The organism is Tepidiforma thermophila (genome assembly GCF_002563855.1).
In the GTDB taxonomy this organism is placed as follows: Bacteria; Chloroflexota; Dehalococcoidia; order Tepidiformales; family Tepidiformaceae; genus Tepidiforma; species Tepidiforma thermophila.
Genome location: NZ_PDJQ01000001.1, coordinates 621,050 through 638,407, shown reverse-complemented (window position 1 = coordinate 638,407; position 17,358 = coordinate 621,050). Strand labels below are relative to the sequence as shown.

Below are 17,358 nucleotides of genomic sequence, written 5' to 3'. Positions count from 1 at the left end.
GTGAGCCCCTGCGAGGTTGCCCGGTTGGAGGACGAACGCGACGCCGACGCCCCAGCCGCCCCGGTCCGCGGACCATTCCGGGGCCGGGCGGCGCGCCGGTGGCATGCGGCGCTTCTGCTGCTTGCCGGGCTGCTGGGCGGCGCCGCCGGGGTCATCTATTCGGCGGCGAGCAACCCGCAGGCCGAGGCCCCGGCAGCTGGCGCGGCAGCGCCGCCGCTGCCCGTGTACGTGATGGGCCTCGCTTTCGACGGCACCCCCGAGCCGACGCCGACACCGACACCGACCCCGACGCCGCCGCCTGCCCGCCTCCAGTCGGCCGAGGGCGTGCGCATCTGGTCGGACGGGGATTCGACCTCGTACTTCATGACGGTCGCGCTCTTCCAGGCGTGGAGCGCGCTGGGCGGGGTGCCGGTGCGGGGCGCCGACTACAAGATCTCCTCGGGGCTCGTCAGGAGCGACTTCTTCGACTGGCCGGCCTACCTCGCGGCCGAGATGGCGCGCTACGACCCGGACGTCGTGGTGTTCATGGTCGGCGCGAACGACGCGAACCAGGTGCGTTCGGAGGAGGCGTATGCGGCCCGCGTGGGCGCGGTGATGGACCTGCTCTACCGGCCGGGGCGGACGGTCGTCTGGGTCGGCCAGCCGAACATGGGGCGGCCCGACCTCGCGGCGAGCGTGCCGCGGGTCAACGCGATCTTCCGGGCGCAGGCGGCGGCGCGGCCGTGGGTGCTGTACCTCGATGCGTGGGCGCTCACCTCGGGCCCGGACGGCAGCTACACGGCGGTGCTGCCCGATGAGGCCGGCGTGCCGCGGGTGATGCGGACGGATGATGGGGTCCACTTCACGCCTGCCGGCGGGCGGCTGCTGGCGCTGGCGGTGATCGCGGCGCTGTTCGAACCCGGCCGCTGAGGGGCCGGGCGGAGCGGCCGACGCGGTATAATTGCGGGTATGAGCCTGCTGCCATCTCCAGGGACACGCGTCATCGACGAGACCGATCAGCAGCTCGAACCGCCGTACCACCTCGTGCTGCTGGACGACGACGAGCACACCTACGCCTACGTCATCCGCATGTGCGCCGAGATCTTCGGGTACGGGCCGGAGAAGGGGTACGCCATCGCCTGCGTGGTCGACAGCCAGGGGCGGGCCGTACTGATGACCGGCAGCCACGATGAGGTGCGGGCGAAGCAGGAGCTCGTCCACGCCTACGGGCCGGACCCGCTGATGCCGAATTCGCGCGGGAGCATGTCGGCGATCATCGAGCCGGCGTACCAGGGCACAGGACGTTAACGTTTCCCGGCACGCAGGGCCCCTGCGGGTGCGCTACACTGGAAGCAGGTTGCGCAGGGTTTTTGCACTGCCGTTGCCATCGAGCATCCGCCGTTCCACGCACCCCTCGGTTGCCGTCCGTGAGCCGCGCCCTGCGCCGGGGGACCCTTCCGCATGACCAACGTCCAGGTTCCAGGCCCGCGCACCGTGGGCGTCCTTGCCCTGCAGGGCGACTTCCGCGAGCACCGCGAGATGCTCGAGGCGATGGGCCACCGCGCCATCGAAATCCGCAAGCCGGCCCAGCTCGAGGGGATTGATGCGCTCATCATCCCCGGGGGCGAAAGCACCACCATTGCCCGGCTGATCCTCTCGAACGGCTTCCAGCAGCCCCTGCGCGACTTCTGCGCGAGCGGGAAGCCAACCTGGGGCACCTGCGCGGGCGCCATCCTCCTCGCGCAGGAGGTCGACCGGCTCGACCGGCCGGGCATCGAGGTGATGGCGATCCGGGTGCGCCGGAACGCCTTCGGCCGCCAGGTGGACAGCTTCGAAGAGGAGATCGCCATCGACGGAATCGAGGGCGGGCCGTTCCGGGCCGTGTTCATCCGTGCGCCCGTCATCGAGCGGGTCGACCCGCCGGCCCGGGCGATCGCCCGGCTGGAGGACGGGACCGTGGTGGCGGCGCGGCAGGGGAACCTGCTGGCGACGAGCTTCCACCCGGAACTGACGCACGATCCGCGGCTGCACGCCTACTTCCTGGCGATGGGCGCGCCGCAGGGGGCAGCGAAATGAGCGAACTGGCAGCCGAAGCGCTGAGCCCCATCGATGCGGCGACGCTCTGGCCGCAGCTCCACCGGCTCGATACCGAGGTGGTGGCGCTGCGCGGGTCGCAGAACCTGCTCGTTTCGAGCGGGCTGGCGGCGACGGGCATCGCCCGGCTGCCGCGCGTGCCCCGGACAGCCGTCGTGGGGCTGCGCCGCGGGCTGAGCTACCGGGGCGTGGCGGTGGCGCGCCAGCTTGCCGGCGGCGCCGGCTGGGATGTCGCCTCGGTGCGCATTGGCCGGCCGAAGGACGACGACGCGGTCGAGGCGCTGCTGCTCGGGCTCGCGCGGGAAGTGGCGCTCCGCGGCGGGCGGGTGCTCTACCTTCGCTACGCCGAGGGGTCGCCCCACGCGGCGGCGCTCCGGCGGGCCGGCTTCTACGCGTACCGGCTGGAGCGGCTGTACGCCATCCGCAGCGCGCGGGCGCAGATGGCGGAAGGGAACCCGTTCCGCCCGGCGGCGCGGGCCGACCGCGCCGGCATCTTCCGGCTGTACTGCCGGGCCGTGCCGGAGCAGGTCCGTCGGAACGAGGCGCCCGGCCTGCAGGAGTTCCGGGCCGTGCTCGATTCGTTCGATTGCGAGCACGAGTTCGTGGCCGATGGCGAAGGCGCGCTCATCGGCTGGGCCGGGATCGGCGAGCGCGAGGCGCACCTCCTGCTCGCCGAGGGCGGCAGCCTCGTGGAGGCTGCGCTCGACACCGTGGAGGCCCATGCACCCCGCCACGGGGCGCTGGTGGTGGCCGAACACCAGCCCGGCATCGAAGCTGCCGCGCAGGAGCGCGGCTATCCGGCCCTCGGAGTGCGGCTCATGTGCGCTCGCCGCCTCGCGCGGGCCGAGACCCTCAAGGAGGTCGTAGCGGTCCCGGCGGAGTCGTTCCCCGTGCCGCAATAAGCCCGTGACCCACCCGTCTTCTTCTTCAACGCCGCTGCCATCTGAACAGATCGTCACCGACGACCTCGACCTGCTGCTCGATGCGCTGCCGCCGCACATCTCCGGCCCGCTGCGCGACGCCGAGCGCCGCACCGACCTGCTCGAAGTGGTGATGGACCTCGGCCGCCTGCCCGAGGCGCGCTACCCCGGCCGCGAAATTATCCTCAGCCGGGAGGAGGTGACCGAGGCCGACCTCCAGTGGGTGATCGCCCGGATCGGCGACTTCGGCGACGACAACCGCGCCGGCATCGAGCGCACCCTCCACCGCATCTCCTGCATCCGCAACCGGCGGGGCAAAGTGATCGGCCTCACCTGCCGCGTGGGCCGGGCCGTCTACGGCACCATCCGCGTGATCGAAGACCTCGTGCTGAGCGGCAAGAACATCCTCCTCCTCGGCCGGCCGGGTGTGGGCAAGACGACGATGCTGCGCGAGGTGGCCCGCGTCCTCGCTGACGACGCGAACAAGCGGGTCATCATCGTCGATACCTCGAACGAAATCGGCGGCGACGGCGATGTGCCCCACCCGGCGATCGGCGGCTCCCGCCGGATGCAGGTCGCGACGCCCTCGATGCAGCACGCGGTGATGATCGAAGCCGTCGAGAACCACATGCCGGAGGTCATCGTCATCGACGAGATCGGCACCGAGCTGGAGGCGCAGGCGGCCCGGACGATCGCCGAGCGCGGCGTGCAGCTCGTCGGCACGGCCCACGGCACCTCGCTCGAGAACCTGATGCTGAACCCGACGCTGGCCGACCTGATCGGCGGGATCCAGTCGGTCACCCTCGGCGACGAAGAGGCCCGGCGGCGCGGCACGCAGAAGTCGATCCTCGAGCGGAAGGCGCCGCCGACCTTCGACATCGTGGTCGAGATCGAGAGCTGGCGGCGGGTCTCCATTCACAAGAATGTGGCGGAGACGGTCGATGCCATCCTCCGCGGCTACCGGGCGAAGCCGGAGACGCGGCAGCTCGGCCCGGGCGGGCGGATCGAGATTGTGGACGATGCGGACCGCGAGGGCGGCGAGTTCGGCATGGGCGCCCTGGGCGCCGGCGGCGCGCGCGGCGGGCGGCCGCCGACCTGGGAGATTGGGCACCGCCGGAACGGCGGCCACATCCGCGAGTACCGCGAACCGCGCGAGCCGCGCGCCTACGAACCGGCAGAGCCGGCCGGGCCCGAGCCCGAGGACGAGGAGGAGGGCACGCCGTTCGTGACAGCAGCGCCGCGCGCAGCATCGCGGATTACGCGGCTCTTCCCGTTCGGCATCCCGCGGGGGCGGCTGGAGCAGGCCGCGCGCTCGGTGGGCGCCAACATCGAACTGGTCGATGACCCGGCCGATGCCGATGCCGTGATTACGCTCCGCAACTACTACCGGAACAAGCCGCCGGCCCTGCGCGAGGCCGAAGACCGGAACCTGCCGCTCTACGTGGTGAAGAGCAGCGGCGTCTACCAGCTCGAGCAGGCGCTCCTCCAGCTCCGGGGCGACCGCGGGAGCGCGGGCCGCGGCCCGCGGCGCGACCCGATGGTCGATATCTTCCGCGAGACGGAAGAGGCGATCGCGAAGGTGCTGGAGGAGGGGCGGCCGGTGGAGCTGCCGCCGGCGAACAGCTACGTCCGGCGGGTGCAGCACCAGCTGGCGAACCGGTACAACCTTGAGAGCCGCAGCTCCGGCAAGGAGCCGATGCGCCGGGTGAAGATCCTGCCGCTCGGCACCGGGACGCCGTTCGAGCGGTGAGCAGCGGCGCGCGCGGCCGGTTCATCGTCTTCGAGGGCGGCGACGGCTCGGGCAAGAGCACGGCGGCGGCCGCCGTTGCGGCGCGGCTGGAGGCGGCCGGCCAGCGGGTGGTGCTCACGCGGGAGCCGGGCGGGACCCCTGCCGGCGAGGCGATCCGGGCCCTGCTCCACCACCGGCTGAGCCCGTGGGCCGAGCTGTTCGCCTTCCTCGCGGCCCGCGCCGAGCTGGTCAGCACGGTGATCCGGCCCGCGCTCGAGGGCGGCGCGACCGTCATCTGCGACCGGTTCGCGCCGAGCACCTTCGCCTACCAGGTCCATGCCCGCGGCCTCGACCCGGTGGTCGTGCGGACCGCCAACCGCGCCGCCGCCGGCGGCCTGGAGCCCGACCTCGTGGTCTACCTCGATATCGACCCTGCGGCCGGGCTGGCCCGGAAGGCGGGCGAGGGACCGGCCGTCGCCACCGGCCAGGAGGGGCTCGAGTTCCACCGAAAGGTCCGCGAGGGGTACCTCCTCCAGGCGCGGGACGACCCGGCGCGCTGGGCCGTCATCGATGCCAGCCTGCCCGCCGAGCGGGTCGCCGAGCTCGCCCTGGAACGGGTGCTGCGGGCCCTGCGCTAGCGGCAGCGGGGTACGGCGCGTACCATCCGGCCGCGATGACAGACTGGTTCGCGGCCGCCCGCTTCGGCATGTTCATCCACTGGGGGCACGCGTCCCAGCAGGGAGTCGAACTGTCGTGGCCGATGGCCGGCGGCAACGTCGCCCTCCCCACGGGCGCGATGACGGTCGCGGCGTACCAGGCCTCGGCGGCCACGTTCGACCCGCGGAACCGCGACTTCCCGGCGCTCGCCCGCCTCGCGAAGCGCTGCGGGATGCAGTACGCAGTCTTCACCGCGAAGCACCATGACGGCTACGCCATGTTCCACACGAAGACGAGCGATTTCGGCGTGGCCCATTCGCCCGCCGGGGCCGACCTCGTCCGGGAGTACGTGGAGGCGTTCCGCGCCGAGGGGCTGCGCGTCGGGCTCTACTTCTCGCTCTGCGACTGGCACCACCCCGGCTACCCGGCGCTCACCGACGATGACCGGCCGTACCGGTTCGGGCGCGGCCGCCAGCCGACGCCCGAGGGCTGGGAGCGGTTCCTCGCCGACATGTTCGAACAGGTGCGCGAGCTGCTGACGAACTACGGGCCGATCGACCTGCTCTGGTTCGACGGCGGCTGGGAGCGCACGCCGGAACAGTGGCGGGCGAAGGAGCTGGAGGCGCTCATCCGGCGGCTGCAGCCCGGCATCCTGGTCAACGACCGGCTGCCCGGGGCCGGCGACTTCGCGACGCCGGAGCAGTTCGTGCCGCCGCAGCCGCCCGGGGAGCGCTGGGAGACCTGCATGACGCTGAACGAGAGCTGGGGGTACGTGCCGGCCGATACCCGCTACAAATCGCCGCGGCAGGTGGTGCACACGCTCTGCGAGGTGGCCGGGCGCGGCGGGAACCTGCTGCTGAACGTGAGCCCCCGGGGCGACGGGACGCTGCCGCCGGAGCAGACCGCCATCCTCGAGGAGGTGGCCGGCTGGATGGCCCGCCACGGCGAGGCGATCATCGGCACCGAACCGGGGCTGGAGCCGTGGCAGTTCTACGGCCCGGCGACGAAGCGGCGGAACGTGACGTACCTCCACCTCCTGATGCGGCCGTACGACCGCGTGACGGTGCGGGGCGTGCCGATCGACCACGTGCGCCGGGCGTGGATCGTGGCCACAGGCCGCGAACTGGCGACCTCCGGCCGCTGCGCCATCGTGGACCGGCTGCTCGGGCGCGACCCGCCGGGCGAGCTGACGATCGAGGTTCCTGAGGAGGAGCTGGACCCGCTGGCGACGGTGCTGGCGGTGGAGTGGGGGTAGGAGGGAGGAGGGAGCCCCGCCGCCCCGGTCCGCGCCCCGCCGAGGGAGGAGGGAGCCCCGCCACCCCGGCCCCGCCCCGCCCAGGGAGGAGGGAGGAGGGAGCCCCGCCCCGGCCCGCGCCCCGCCCCAGGGAGGAGGGAGGAGGGAGCCCCGCCGCAGCCCTGCCCCGCCCCGGGGAGGAGGTTGGAGCTTGGAGCTTGGAGCGGGGAACGGGGAGCGGGGAGCGGCGGCTAGGGGCGGCGGGAGGGCGGCGGGGATGGGCGGCTGGCGAGGAGGAAGAAGACGGAGCCGGCGAGGGCGATGAAGGCGAGGATATCGAAGCCGAGGCGGTAGTTGCCGGTGCGGTCGTAGGCGACGCCGGCGATGAGCGGGCCGAGGATCGTGCCGCTCAGGATGACCAGGTTCGAGACGCCCATGATCGTGCCGAAGGCGGCCCGGCCGAAGTAGTCGGCCCGGATGGCGGTCATCTTGGGGGCCGCGCCACCCCCACGCGAGGCCGTGGATGACCACGAAGGCGGCGACCATCCACGGGTTGGCGGCATGCGAAAGGATGAGCAGCCCGGTGCAGTGCATCGCCATGCAGGCCACCAGCAGGGCGCGCTTGTTCACCCGGTCGCCGAGGAACCCGCCCGTGAGGTTGCCGACCATGAACGTGAAGGTGAGCGCCAGCACAACGGCGGAGGCCTGGCCGAGCGTCTAGCCCTGGCTGTCGCGCAGGTGGGAGACGAGGTGCACGCTCATCGCGACGACGACGAACAGGGCCGAGGCGTGGCCGAGCGAGATCAGCCAGAAGGCCGGGGTGCGGACGACCTCGCCGAGGGTGAAGTCGCGGTGCGCCGGCGCGCGCCGAGGCCGCCCGTGGCGCGCCGCGCGGCTGCCGGCGGGCCGCCGTCGGGTTCGAGGCCGAGCTCATGGGGGTGGTGCCGGTAGAGCCGGGCAAGCGGCAGCCCGGCCGCGATGATGAGGACCCCGGAGAGGAGCGCCGTGGTGCGCCCGCCGAGGCTTTCGAGGGCAAGGACGGTGAGCGGCACGCACATGCCGCCGATAGCGAAGCCGGCCGAGGTGAGCGAGATGGCTGTGGCGCGGCGGCGTTCGAACCAGTGGACGGCGGCGAAGGTGGCCGTGAGGAAGCCCGACATGCTCGCGCCGACGGCGATGACGAGGAAGGCGGCGTAGAACTGCCAGGGCTCCTGCACGCGGCTGAAGAGCATGAAGCCGAGACCGAGGATGACGACGCCGGCCGAGGCGACCTTTCGCGGCCCGAACCGGTCGAGCAGGGCGCCGTGGAGTGGCCGAGGATGCCGCTTTCGGCCTCGCGGAGGCTGGAGGCGGCGGAGAGCATCGTCGTGCTCCAGCCGAACTGCTCACGGAGGAGGACGACGCAGGCGCCGTAGGCCTGGCCGAGGAGGGCGGCCTGGAGGGCGCCGGGCGCGGCATCGGCCACGATCCACCAGCCGTAGAAGAAGCGGGCCGGGCGGGTCCGCGGGCCTCCGAGGGCGCCGGGCGCGGCATCGGCCACGCGGGTCCTCCGGTCCCGTGGTGGGGGTGAACCGGAGTGTACGCGACGGCAGGGTTAGGGGCCGGGCGCGCGCGCGGCGGGACTGGGCGATGCCGATGAAGAACCCCCAGTTTCCGCCCTGCGCCATGACTTGGAGTAGAATCGGGGCGAAATCCCCCGTCACCGGTGCGTCATGCCCGCCGATCAGCAATCCATAACCAGCAACGCACCATCCCGCACTACTCTAGCTGAGGCGCTTAGCCTCACTCGCCTATACGACCATCACCATCTGCTAAAAACCTCCACCGCCGCTCGCAGGCAGCCAAGCACGATCAAATCGAATAACGTGAATAATAATGGCAGACGTTACGAAAGTACTCGATCTACCAAATTTTTGAACACTTCTGAATGATGCGTGTTTCTAAGTAGACAAAGGTATGTCCAGAGAACACCGCATGAATGGACATCGATGCACTGCAATACATCGAGATAAAAACGTATGACTGGCGAAAAAGGTTTTCTGATTATCCGTGGCGTCCAGCCAATGGTTAATATTCATATTATTGAAAGACCTGATGGCAATTTTATTCCTCAATTTTCGATGAAGCTACGATATTCAGCCGCGCCTTTTTGGATATGGATTGCAAGCAAACATAGAGATCAATCACTAGTTGCTGGCAACGAAATAGCTGCAGTTTGGGATACATCCGACGCTGATAACAGGGCTCGCATGTTGGAATCGGAATTGAGCTCTTGCTCTCAGACAATCGTCTCTTTGGCGATCGCGTGGGAGTCCTTTCAGAAGGTAATTGCCGATTCGATACGTTCGACAAAAGATGTGAAAGCTTCTTGGAAAAAGAACAGAAAATCTGCGGCAAAGAAAATAACTCAGACTATGGAGTTAGCCTTCGATCTGAAAAAGGAAACGGGTGGGCAATTACATTCTCATCTGTCTGCACTCTTCAGGTTGCGCAATATGGTTGTCCATCCATCGGCAGAGTTTGCTGATCCTGTTTGGAGAGATGACGTCAGAAGCTATGTTAGTCCTGTTTTTGCCGAATTATTTGCAGAACGGGTCAATCACTTCTTTTCCGATTCCCTTCATTTCTTTTGGATGATCGCGAATCAACCAAAGAGCGCGAATCGTCACGTTGATGATCACAGAAACTCGCTACGTGTGCGCCTGTTGGAGCAATTCCCAAACCTGCCAGACGTTTTTCCGAGTCCGGGATGAGGTGTTTAGCCCAGCCAAAAGGCGCCGGGCGCGGCATTGGCCACGCGGGTCCTCCGGTCCCGTGGTGGGGGGTGAACCGGAGTGTACGCGAGGGCGGGGTTAGGGGCCGGGCGGGCGCGCGCGGCGGGACTGAGCGACGCCGATGCCGACGAAGGCGATGGCCGTCGCCAGCAGGAGCAGGCCGACCAGCCAGTAGCCCCACGTGGCCGGCTCGCCGCCTCCGGACTGGCCGCTCTCGGCCGGTGGGTCGCCGGCGGCGGCCGGCGTTGGGGTGGCCAGGCGGGCAGCGGGCGACGGCGTCGCGGCCTCTGTCGGCGGCGATGCAGCCGGTTCGGCGGCCTGCCCGGGCGGCGGCGGACCGTCGCCGCAGGTGGTGCCCGCGGCGGGCAGCGCCAGGTTCAGCAGGTAGGCGTTGACCACCTCGTCGACGCAGGCGTTGCCCTGGGCGTAGATGGTGTGGCCGTTGCCGCGGTAGGTCAGCAGGACGGCATTCTCGAGCTGCTCGCTCAGGGCCTTCCCCCACTCGTAGGGCGTGGCAGGGTCGTTGGTCGTGGCGATGACGAGGATGGGCGCCGAGCCGGCGGCCCGGGGCACGCCGAGCGGGTCGGGCGGGGCCGCCCAGTAGGCGCAGACGAGCCCGCTCGAGGCCGCCGACCGGCCGAAGGTGGGCGCAATCTTCGCGAACCGGTCGGCCATCGCCCGGTAGGCGCGCGGGTCTTTCGGGCAGACCGAATCGACCGAGTTAACGGCGTAGTTCGCTTCGATCAGGTTCGGGTAGGAGCCGTCGGGGTTGCGGAGCAGGTACTGGTCGGTGAGCTGGACGAGGCCGGTGCCGTCGCCGGCGAGCGCGCGGACGAGCGCCTGCGTGAGCTGATTCCAGTACGACGTGCTGTAGAGGGCGGAGATGATGCCGAGCTGGACTTCGCCGGGGCCGGCCGGGCGGTCGGCGCCGGGCGCGGGGATCGGCGCCTGCTCCGCAGCGGCGATGACGCGGTCGATGGCGGCCCGGGGGTTGCCGTCGCGCCCGAGGGGGCAGCGCCGCGCCGCGCAGTCGTCGAGATAGGCCTGGAGGGCCCGTTCGAAGCCGACCATCTGGGTCACGGCCAGGGTTTCGTAGTCGAGCGACTGGTCGGTGCCGCCGTCGAGCACAAAGGCGCGGACGCGCCCGGGGAAGAGGTCAGCGTAGACGGCGCCGAGCGTCGTCCCGTAGGAGTAGCCGACGTAGGTGAGCTGCTCTTCGCCGAGGGCGGCGCGGAGGGCGTCCATATCCCGCGCCACGTCCTTCGTGCCGACGTGGGGGAGGAGGCGCCCGGCGGCTGCGGCGCAGTCGTCAGCGAACGCCTTCGCGACGCGCTCGGCCTCCTGCCACTCGGCCTCGGTGTCAGGGTCGGGGTCGACGGCGACGAGCTCCTGGAGGCGGTCGTGGCAGAGGATGGGGGTGCTTTCGCCGACGCCGCGCGGGTCGAAGGCGACGAGGTCGAAGCGGTCGCGGATGTCGGGGGCGAGGATGCTCTGCCAGGCGCGGAGGAAGTCGATGGCGGAGCCACCGGGGCCGCCGGGGTTCGCCATCAGCACGCCGATCCGCTGGTCGGGCTTGCGCGCCGGGTAGCGGATGACGGCGATCTCGATCGTTTCGCCTGACGGTTTGTCCCAGTCGAGCGGGACCTGGAGGGTGGTGCACTCGGCGCGGCCGCCGCAGTTCGACCACTGGAGCGCGGCAGGGCCGGGTCCGGCGGTGCCGGCGTCGGCGTTCGAGGGTGCGCGGTCGGAGCAGGCCAGCGCAAGGGCGGCGAAGGCGGCAGCAGCGGACAGGAGGAGGCGTCGGGCCATAGCAGAAACGAAGGTAGCAGCCCGCAGGGAAAGGGAAGAGGGAAGGGGCTGTACGGGCGGGGCAGGCCGGCCGATACCCATGACACAGGAGGATGCAGGGTGGCACCGGAGGCTCCCCGGAACGGTCTGCGGGCGCTGGTCCTCGGCGGGGGCGGGACCTACGGCGTGGTCCAGGCCGCCTACATCCAGGCCGCGTTCGAGCTCGGCTTCCGGCCCGACCTCGTCGTCGGCACGAGCGTCGGCTCGCTGAACGGCGCCTGGGTGGCGATGTACCCGGACGACCCGGAGGGGCTGCTCGAGGTGTGGCGGGGGCTCGGCCGGATCCGGGTGCTGCGCTGGAACCCGGTCCACCTGGCCGCGCGGATTGCGCGGAGCCCCCGCGCCCTGCGCGAGAACGACATCGTTCGCGGCCTGCTCGATGCCCACGTGCGCGACCTCCGCTTCGAGGATGCGCGGCTCCAGCTCGCGGTGGTGGCGACAAACCTGACGCGCGGGCAGAAGCACCTCTTCCGCGAAGGGCCGCTGGCGCCGGCGATTGCGGCGTCGACCGCCATCCCGGGGGTGTTCGAGCCGGTGGAGATCGGCGGCGAGCTGTTCGTCGACGGCTGCATCACCGCGTCGGTCGACATTGCCAGCGCGCTGGCGCTGGGCGCGGGCGAGGTGCTGGCGATCGACCTGACGCCGCCGCCGGGCGCCGCGCCGCCCCCGCGGACCGCCATCGGCGTGCTCGCCCGCTCGTTCAGAATCCTGACCCACGCCACGACCGATGCGATGGAGGCGATCGCGCACTCCGCGGCGGCGGTCCGGGTGGTGCGGCCGGACCTTGCCGGGCTGTCGCCGTGGCGGCTGGATGTGTCGGAGGGGCTGATCCAGGAGCAGCTTGCGCGGGCGCGGAGTGAGCTGACGCGGGTGATCGATCCCTGGGGCCGGGTGATGCCTGCGGGGAGGTCCCACCCGGGCGGCAGCGCACGGCTGGCGGCGTAGGGAGGGGCCCCCGCCGCACCGCAGCCCCGCCCCGAGGGAGGAGGGAGCCCCGCCCGGCCCACGCACCCCGCCACAGGGAGGAGGGAGGAGGGAGCCCCGCCCGCGGCCCCGCAGCCCCGCCACAGGGAGGAGGGAGGAGGGAGCCCCGCCCGCGGCCCCGGCGCCCCGCCCAGGGAAAAGGGAGGAGGGAGCCCCGCCCGCCGCGCCCGCGCCCCGCCCCAGGGGAGGAGGGAGGAGGGAGGAGTTGGGTATACTCAAGCTCCAGGCTCCAGGCTCCAAGCTCCAAGCTGCAGGCTCCAGCCATGCCGACTCCGACGACGGAACTCGACCCTGCGCTGCTCGAGAAGCTGCTGCCGCCCTACCGCGTGATCCTCCACAACGACGACGTGAACACGATGGACCACGTGGTGAAGGCGCTGCGGCGCTCGGTGCCTTCGCTCACGGCAGAGGAGGCGACGGCGATCATGCTCGAGGCGCACCACCACGGCCGGGCGGTCGTCATCGAATGCCCGAAAGAAGCCGCCGAGCACTACCGCGCGCGGCTGGAATCGTTCGGGCTGACCGCCACCATCGAGCCCGCGGGCAGCAACGGTTGACTTTCCCGTTCCGGCCGGCGGGGTAGGCTTGCACTACCGGTGACCGACACGACCTGTCATTACTGCGAACGCCCGGCGACGGCCGACTGCCCGACCTGCGGCCGCCTCTACTGCGAGGAGCACGGCGCCGAGGTGTGCCTGCGGTGCATGGCGCCGGAATCGGCTGTGCCCTCGGCAAGGGTATTCCGCGGGTCGCTGGCGCTGCTGGCGCTGGCCACGCTCGTGACGGCCTTCCTGCTCATCCGCCCGCCGGCGAGCGAGAGCCGCGGTCCGCTCGTGCGCGAACTGCCGAGCCCGACGCCGGCGGTCAGCGCGACCGCGACGCCCACGCCGCGCGGCGGCGCGCCGACCCCGACCCCTGCGCCAGGGCGCACCGCGACGGCCGCGGCCACGGCGCCAACCACGGTAACGGCGGCGGCATCACCCACGCCTCCGGCCACCCCGACGCCGGCGGGCCGCGTGTACGTCGTGCAGCCCGGCGATACCCTCTTCCAGATCGCGCTGGATAACGACACGACCGTCGAGGCCATCGTCGCGCTCAACCCGGGGCTGAACCCGGACACCCTTGCCGTCGGCATGGAGATTCGGCTGCCATGAGCGCGTACGGCGACCCGCAGCTGGAGCGTGAACTGAAGGCGCGGGCGGTGCGGGGGGGCATCCTCCGCTCGGCGCTGCTCTGGGTGCCGGTGGCCGCCATCACCATCGGCGCATTCCTTTTCGTCCTGTACGACCGGACGGTTGGGGGAGGCGAGCGCGGCTCGACCTGGTTCCTGGTGGTGGTGCTGGGATTCCTTGCGTTCCTCTTCGGGTACCAGGCGGTGCAGTCGGTGCTGGACCTGTTCGCGAAGCCGCGCGTGCGCCAGGGGCGGGTGACGCGGATGTGGTCGCGGCGGGATTCGCTGGTGCTGAAGACGTACTACGTGCGCGTGGACCGGCAGATTTTGCGCGCCGATGCGCACGCGGTGGCCGGGGTGCGGGAGGGCGACTGGGTGGAGGTGACGTATTACCCGCACTCGGCGGTGCTGGTCTGGGCCGAAGTGGTGCCGGAGCCGGGCGACGGCGAGGAGGCGCGCGGGCAGGGCCGGGATCCCGCGGGCGGGAGCGGGCGGGGGCCGATTGAGCGGCGGTAGGCGGGTTTTGTGAATTTTTTGCATCCCTGCCCAAATCGCGACAGGCGCTGTCGCTGGGCCGGCGTAGAGTCGCGCCACTTTTCCGCTGGAAAGGGCGTGCGATGCGCTGGACACGGGTTTTCGGGCTCCTGCTGGCCGGGCTGTGGCTCGTCGGCGGGGCGATAGTTCTCTCGAGCGGGGCCGGCCGGGCCGAGGCAGATGCGAGCCCATACGAGCTGGTGGAGTTTGAGCTTCAGCCGCCTCCTGAGAACGCCGAGGAGCTGATCCGCGCCGCAATGGCGGAGTCGGGCGATGCCGGAGCGGCGACGGTGTTTCCGCCAGACGACCGCATCCGGGTTACTGACACCACGCAGCCAATTTTCCGGACCGTGGCAAGATTGGGGATTTTCGATCATAACGAAAACCTCAGCTATTGCTCGGGGACACTCGTTGCGGTCAACGTAGTTCTAACCGCTGCACATTGCGTTTATTTTTCCGGAAGATACGTTAAATCTGTCGTTGTGATACCAGGATCAAACGGACTTAATTGGCCATTTGGCAGTGGATATTCAATTAGGATGGCCGTACCAAACGGATGGGCAAATGGCCCAGGACGAGACCCAGCAGACGCGCTGTTGCCTCCAACAATTTACGACTGGGCCATACTTGTGCTCGATCTTTACGACTGGGACGACACGATAATGAGACCTTACCCCGTTATAGCATATGCTCCAGACGGATTTTTGAACGATCATAGTGTCGGTCTAGTAACGGCAGGATATCCTGGTGATAAGCCAGTTGGGACGATGTGGTGGACTGCCGTCGATCATGAAGATTTCTTCTTTGATGATGATTTTATTTACACCTGGGCAGACGTCTATAAAGGACAGAGCGGGAGTCCAATCTGGGCGGTATCACCAGACACAGCATACATCGTCAGTGTAGTTTCCGGCGGAAATAGCTACGTCAATCGTTCAGTTCGTTTTTCCATCCCAGTTGTCAATGCGCTCGAAAGTTATGCCCGAGAACTCGGCGCCAGCCTGACGACCTACATCCTCCCGGGAGACACACCTGCTCCTACCCCTACCTGGACCCCAACCCGGGCCGCCTCGCCCACGGCGACCCCGACCCCTACGCGGACCACCCCGCCGACCTTTACGCCCCCGGCGACACCCACGCGGGCGGCCACGCCGACCCCCACGCCGCCGCCCCGCCCGGCGCCCATCCGCATCCCGCAGGTGGCGCGGGATTGAGCCGAATGTTCGTAACCCGGACCACGTAGAATCGCGGCTGCGCGGCGCCGCGCGGCCCCCGCCCCCGGCGGCTCCCCGCGACACCATCGACGGAGCAGCCCCCGATGCGCCGCCGCGTGCTCCCGCTCCTGCCGGCCGTACTGGCACTCGCCGGCCTCCTGCTCGTCATGCTCGCGCCCGGCGGCACGGCCGGCGCCGACCCGGCCCCGCCGGCAGCCCGCGGCGGCAAAATCTTCCGCGACGACGGCCTCCACCCGCCGGTTGCCGCCCGCACCCCGGCCGATGCCGGCGCCGCAGCGGTCATCGGCCCCGATAACCGCATCCGGGTGACCAACACCGCCGACTTCCCCTGGTCGGCGGTCGTCTACCTCGAGCTGTACGACCGGTACGGCTTTCTCGTCAGCAGCTGCAGCGGCACCTTCATCTCGCCCGATGCCATCCTGACCGCGGCCCACTGCCTCTACAGCGAGGACGGCTGGACCGAGGACATCCGCGTCGTCCCCGGCAAGAGCGGCGCCCTCGAGCCGTTCGGCTTCACCTGGGCGACGGACTGGTGGGTGCCCGACCCTTGGTACTTCGACCCCGGGAACGAGCTGTACGACTGGGGGCTGATCCGGGTGTCCGACGAACCGGGCTGGGAGACGGGCTGGCTGACGATGGCGATCCTCTCGACAGCCACGCTGCGGCTGCCCGACATCGAGCCGGCCATCGTGGGCTACCCGGGCGATAAGCCGGACGGGACGATGTGGTTCGACTACGAGCCCGGCTTCCTCGACGTGGATGCGTTCACGCTCTACCACACGATCGACACCGCCCCGGGGCAGAGCGGCTCGGCGGTCATCCTGACGAACACGACGAACCGGATTGAGCTGCTCGGCTACATCGTGGGCATCCACGTGCGGGGCGTGGCCGCCGGCGGCTACAACAAAGCGACGCGGATCGACGACGAAGTGATCGCCGACCTTGTGGAGGCGTGCAACCAGATGGGCTGCGACTTCGAGTGGTACGTCGAGGGCGCGGCGCCGACGGCGACACCCACCCGGACGCCCACCGCGACCGCCACGCCGATGCGCACGCCGACGCCTCCGCCGCCGGGGAGCCAGTTCCGGCTGCGGGTGCCGCTGCTCTCGCGCGACTGAGCGGCTACAATCGCGGCCCATGGGCGACGCGCAGCGGGCGGCACCCTACCGGACGATGCGGGAGTGGGCAGGCGACGAGCGCCCGCGCGAGCGGCTGCTCGAGCACGGGCCGGGCGTCCTCGCCGATGCCGAGCTGCTGGCCATCCTCCTCCGCACGGGCCGCCGCGGCGAAAACGTGGTCGACCTTGCCCGGCGGCTGCTCGAATCGCTCGGCGGGCTCCGCGGGCTGGTCCGCGCCGACCCCGCGGCGCTCCAGCGGGTCGACGGCCTCGGCCCGGCCAAGGCGGCCGAGCTGGCCGCCGCGGTCGAGCTCGGGCGGCGGGTGCACGCCCTCGACCCGGGCGAGCAGCCGACCCTCCTCCGCCCGGAGGCCGTGTTCGACCTGCTCGGGCCGCGGCTGCTCGGGAAGACGCGCGAGGAGTTCTACGCCCTCCCGCTCGATACGAAGGGACGGCTGCTCGGCGGCATCGCCCCCGTGAACGGCGGGAGCGTCAACGCGGTCAGCATCCGCGCGGCCGAGACCTTCCGGCAGGCGATCGTGCTGGAGGCGACGTCGGTGATCCTCGCCCACAACCACCCCTCGGGCGACCCGCGGCCGAGCCCGCAGGATATCGCCCTGACGCGCGAACTGATCCGGGCCGGCGAGATGCTCGACATCGCCGTGCTCGACCACGTCGTCATCGGCGCGCGGGGGTTCGTCTCGCTCCGGCGCGAGGGGCTCGCCTTCGACGCGTGAACGGGCCGGCTAGAAGCCCCAGTCTTCGCGGGCGATGCCGAGCGAGGTGTAGAGGCTCGGCGGGAGGGGGATTTCGCCGTTCTCCCGCTCGTACTCCTTCAGCTGGGCGCGCAGCAGCATGGCCAGCACCTTGGCGTGCTCGAGGCTCATCCGGAGGACGCAGAGGTCCTTCGGCACCGTGCCGTGGGGGCCGGTCGGGTGGGGCGGGTTCAGCCCGAAGGTGAGGGCGACGCCGTAGACGCCGGTGCTGATCTGGACGGCATCGACGTAGTACTCGGGGACGGATTGCTCGGCTTCGCTCACGGGGCGGCTCCTCGGATGGATGCTGAGGGCAGGGTACGACGG

The 17,358-nt window shown here is 70.3% G+C and carries 19 protein-coding genes; 15 read left to right on the top strand and 4 right to left on the bottom strand.

Annotated elements, in window-relative coordinates; all coding sequences use genetic code 11:
- Positions 1-24 precede the first annotated feature (24 nt).
- The 7 genes from A9A59_RS03025 (at position 25) to A9A59_RS02995 (ending at position 6,634) form a co-directional block, all read left to right on the top strand.
- Entirely contained in the window at positions 25-909 is an 885-nt protein-coding gene (locus A9A59_RS03025) for a DUF459 domain-containing protein (protein WP_098502873.1), read from the top strand.
- A 39-nt stretch (positions 910-948) separates the two neighbouring features.
- Positions 949-1,287 carry an ATP-dependent Clp protease adaptor ClpS gene (locus A9A59_RS03020; protein ID WP_098502872.1) on the top strand — a complete coding sequence of 113 codons (339 nt, stop codon included), beginning with the start codon at positions 949-951 and terminating at the stop codon, positions 1,285-1,287.
- Between the two features lie 153 nt (positions 1,288-1,440).
- Positions 1,441-2,055: a pyridoxal 5'-phosphate synthase glutaminase subunit PdxT gene (gene pdxT, locus A9A59_RS03015; protein ID WP_098502871.1), complete on the top strand. Its 615-nt coding sequence runs from the start codon at positions 1,441-1,443 to the stop codon at positions 2,053-2,055.
- Positions 2,052-2,975: a hypothetical protein gene (locus A9A59_RS03010; protein WP_098502870.1), complete on the top strand. Its 924-nt coding sequence runs from the start codon at positions 2,052-2,054 to the stop codon at positions 2,973-2,975. Before pdxT ends, A9A59_RS03010 begins: the two co-directional genes overlap by 4 nt.
- Positions 2,976-2,979: 4 nt before the next feature.
- The gene (locus A9A59_RS03005; RefSeq protein ID WP_278286766.1) at positions 2,980-4,743 is read left to right on the top strand and encodes a R3H domain-containing nucleic acid-binding protein; all 1,764 of its coding nucleotides are present in this window, start codon (positions 2,980-2,982) and stop codon (positions 4,741-4,743) included.
- A complete protein-coding gene (gene tmk, locus A9A59_RS03000) occupies positions 4,740-5,360 on the top strand; it encodes a dTMP kinase (protein WP_098502869.1) in 621 nt (206 codons plus the stop codon). The genes A9A59_RS03005 and tmk overlap by 4 nt, the downstream gene beginning before the upstream one ends.
- Before the next feature lie 35 nt (positions 5,361-5,395).
- Positions 5,396-6,634, top strand: coding sequence for an alpha-L-fucosidase (locus tag A9A59_RS02995; protein WP_098502868.1), 1,239 nt, complete (start codon positions 5,396-5,398; stop codon positions 6,632-6,634).
- Between the two features lie 230 nt (positions 6,635-6,864).
- Here A9A59_RS02995 and A9A59_RS02990 read toward each other — a convergent pair whose 3' ends face one another.
- On the bottom strand, positions 6,865-7,176 hold the full coding sequence (locus A9A59_RS02990; RefSeq protein WP_133117490.1) for an MFS transporter: 312 nt from the start codon (positions 7,174-7,176) through the stop codon (positions 6,865-6,867).
- A gap of 240 nt (positions 7,177-7,416) precedes the next feature.
- Positions 7,417-7,989: an MFS transporter gene (locus tag A9A59_RS02980; RefSeq protein ID WP_098502865.1), complete on the bottom strand. Its 573-nt coding sequence runs from the start codon at positions 7,987-7,989 to the stop codon at positions 7,417-7,419.
- A 642-nt stretch (positions 7,990-8,631) separates the two neighbouring features.
- Between A9A59_RS02980 and A9A59_RS13660 the strand changes: the two genes are divergently transcribed.
- Entirely contained in the window at positions 8,632-9,366 is a 735-nt protein-coding gene (locus A9A59_RS13660; RefSeq protein ID WP_133117489.1) for a hypothetical protein, read from the top strand.
- A 99-nt stretch (positions 9,367-9,465) separates the two neighbouring features.
- Here the strand turns inward: A9A59_RS13660 and A9A59_RS02975 are convergent, their stop codons facing one another.
- Complete coding sequence (locus A9A59_RS02975; protein ID WP_165772463.1) at positions 9,466-11,196, bottom strand: alpha/beta hydrolase; 1,731 nt, start codon at positions 11,194-11,196, stop codon at positions 9,466-9,468.
- Between the two features lie 99 nt (positions 11,197-11,295).
- On the opposite strand from A9A59_RS02975, the gene A9A59_RS02970 reads away from it, so the two are divergent.
- From A9A59_RS02970 to radC, 7 genes are all read left to right on the top strand, one after another.
- On the top strand, positions 11,296-12,180 hold the full coding sequence (locus A9A59_RS02970) for a patatin-like phospholipase family protein (protein WP_165772462.1): 885 nt from the start codon (positions 11,296-11,298) through the stop codon (positions 12,178-12,180).
- 302 nt (positions 12,181-12,482) lie between these two features.
- Complete coding sequence (locus tag A9A59_RS02965; RefSeq protein WP_098502862.1) at positions 12,483-12,776, top strand: ATP-dependent Clp protease adaptor ClpS; 294 nt, start codon at positions 12,483-12,485, stop codon at positions 12,774-12,776.
- Between the two features lie 39 nt (positions 12,777-12,815).
- Positions 12,816-13,373 (top strand): LysM peptidoglycan-binding domain-containing protein, encoded by a 558-nt coding sequence (locus tag A9A59_RS02960; RefSeq protein WP_098502861.1) that lies wholly within the window; start codon positions 12,816-12,818, stop codon positions 13,371-13,373.
- A complete protein-coding gene (locus A9A59_RS02955) occupies positions 13,370-13,906 on the top strand; it encodes a hypothetical protein (RefSeq protein ID WP_098502860.1) in 537 nt (178 codons plus the stop codon). Before A9A59_RS02960 ends, A9A59_RS02955 begins: the two co-directional genes overlap by 4 nt.
- Before the next feature lie 101 nt (positions 13,907-14,007).
- Positions 14,008-15,138, top strand: coding sequence for a trypsin-like serine peptidase (locus A9A59_RS14230; RefSeq protein WP_133117488.1), 1,131 nt, complete (start codon positions 14,008-14,010; stop codon positions 15,136-15,138).
- 104 nt (positions 15,139-15,242) lie between these two features.
- The gene (locus A9A59_RS02945; RefSeq protein WP_098502858.1) at positions 15,243-16,277 is read left to right on the top strand and encodes a trypsin-like serine peptidase; all 1,035 of its coding nucleotides are present in this window, start codon (positions 15,243-15,245) and stop codon (positions 16,275-16,277) included.
- 19 nt (positions 16,278-16,296) lie between these two features.
- Positions 16,297-17,013, top strand: coding sequence for a RadC family protein (radC, locus tag A9A59_RS02940; protein WP_098502857.1), 717 nt, complete (start codon positions 16,297-16,299; stop codon positions 17,011-17,013).
- Positions 17,014-17,022: 9 nt separating this feature from the next.
- Here radC and A9A59_RS02935 read toward each other — a convergent pair whose 3' ends face one another.
- On the bottom strand, positions 17,023-17,316 hold the full coding sequence (locus tag A9A59_RS02935; protein WP_098502856.1) for a hypothetical protein: 294 nt from the start codon (positions 17,314-17,316) through the stop codon (positions 17,023-17,025).
- Positions 17,317-17,358: the final 42 nt, after the last annotated feature.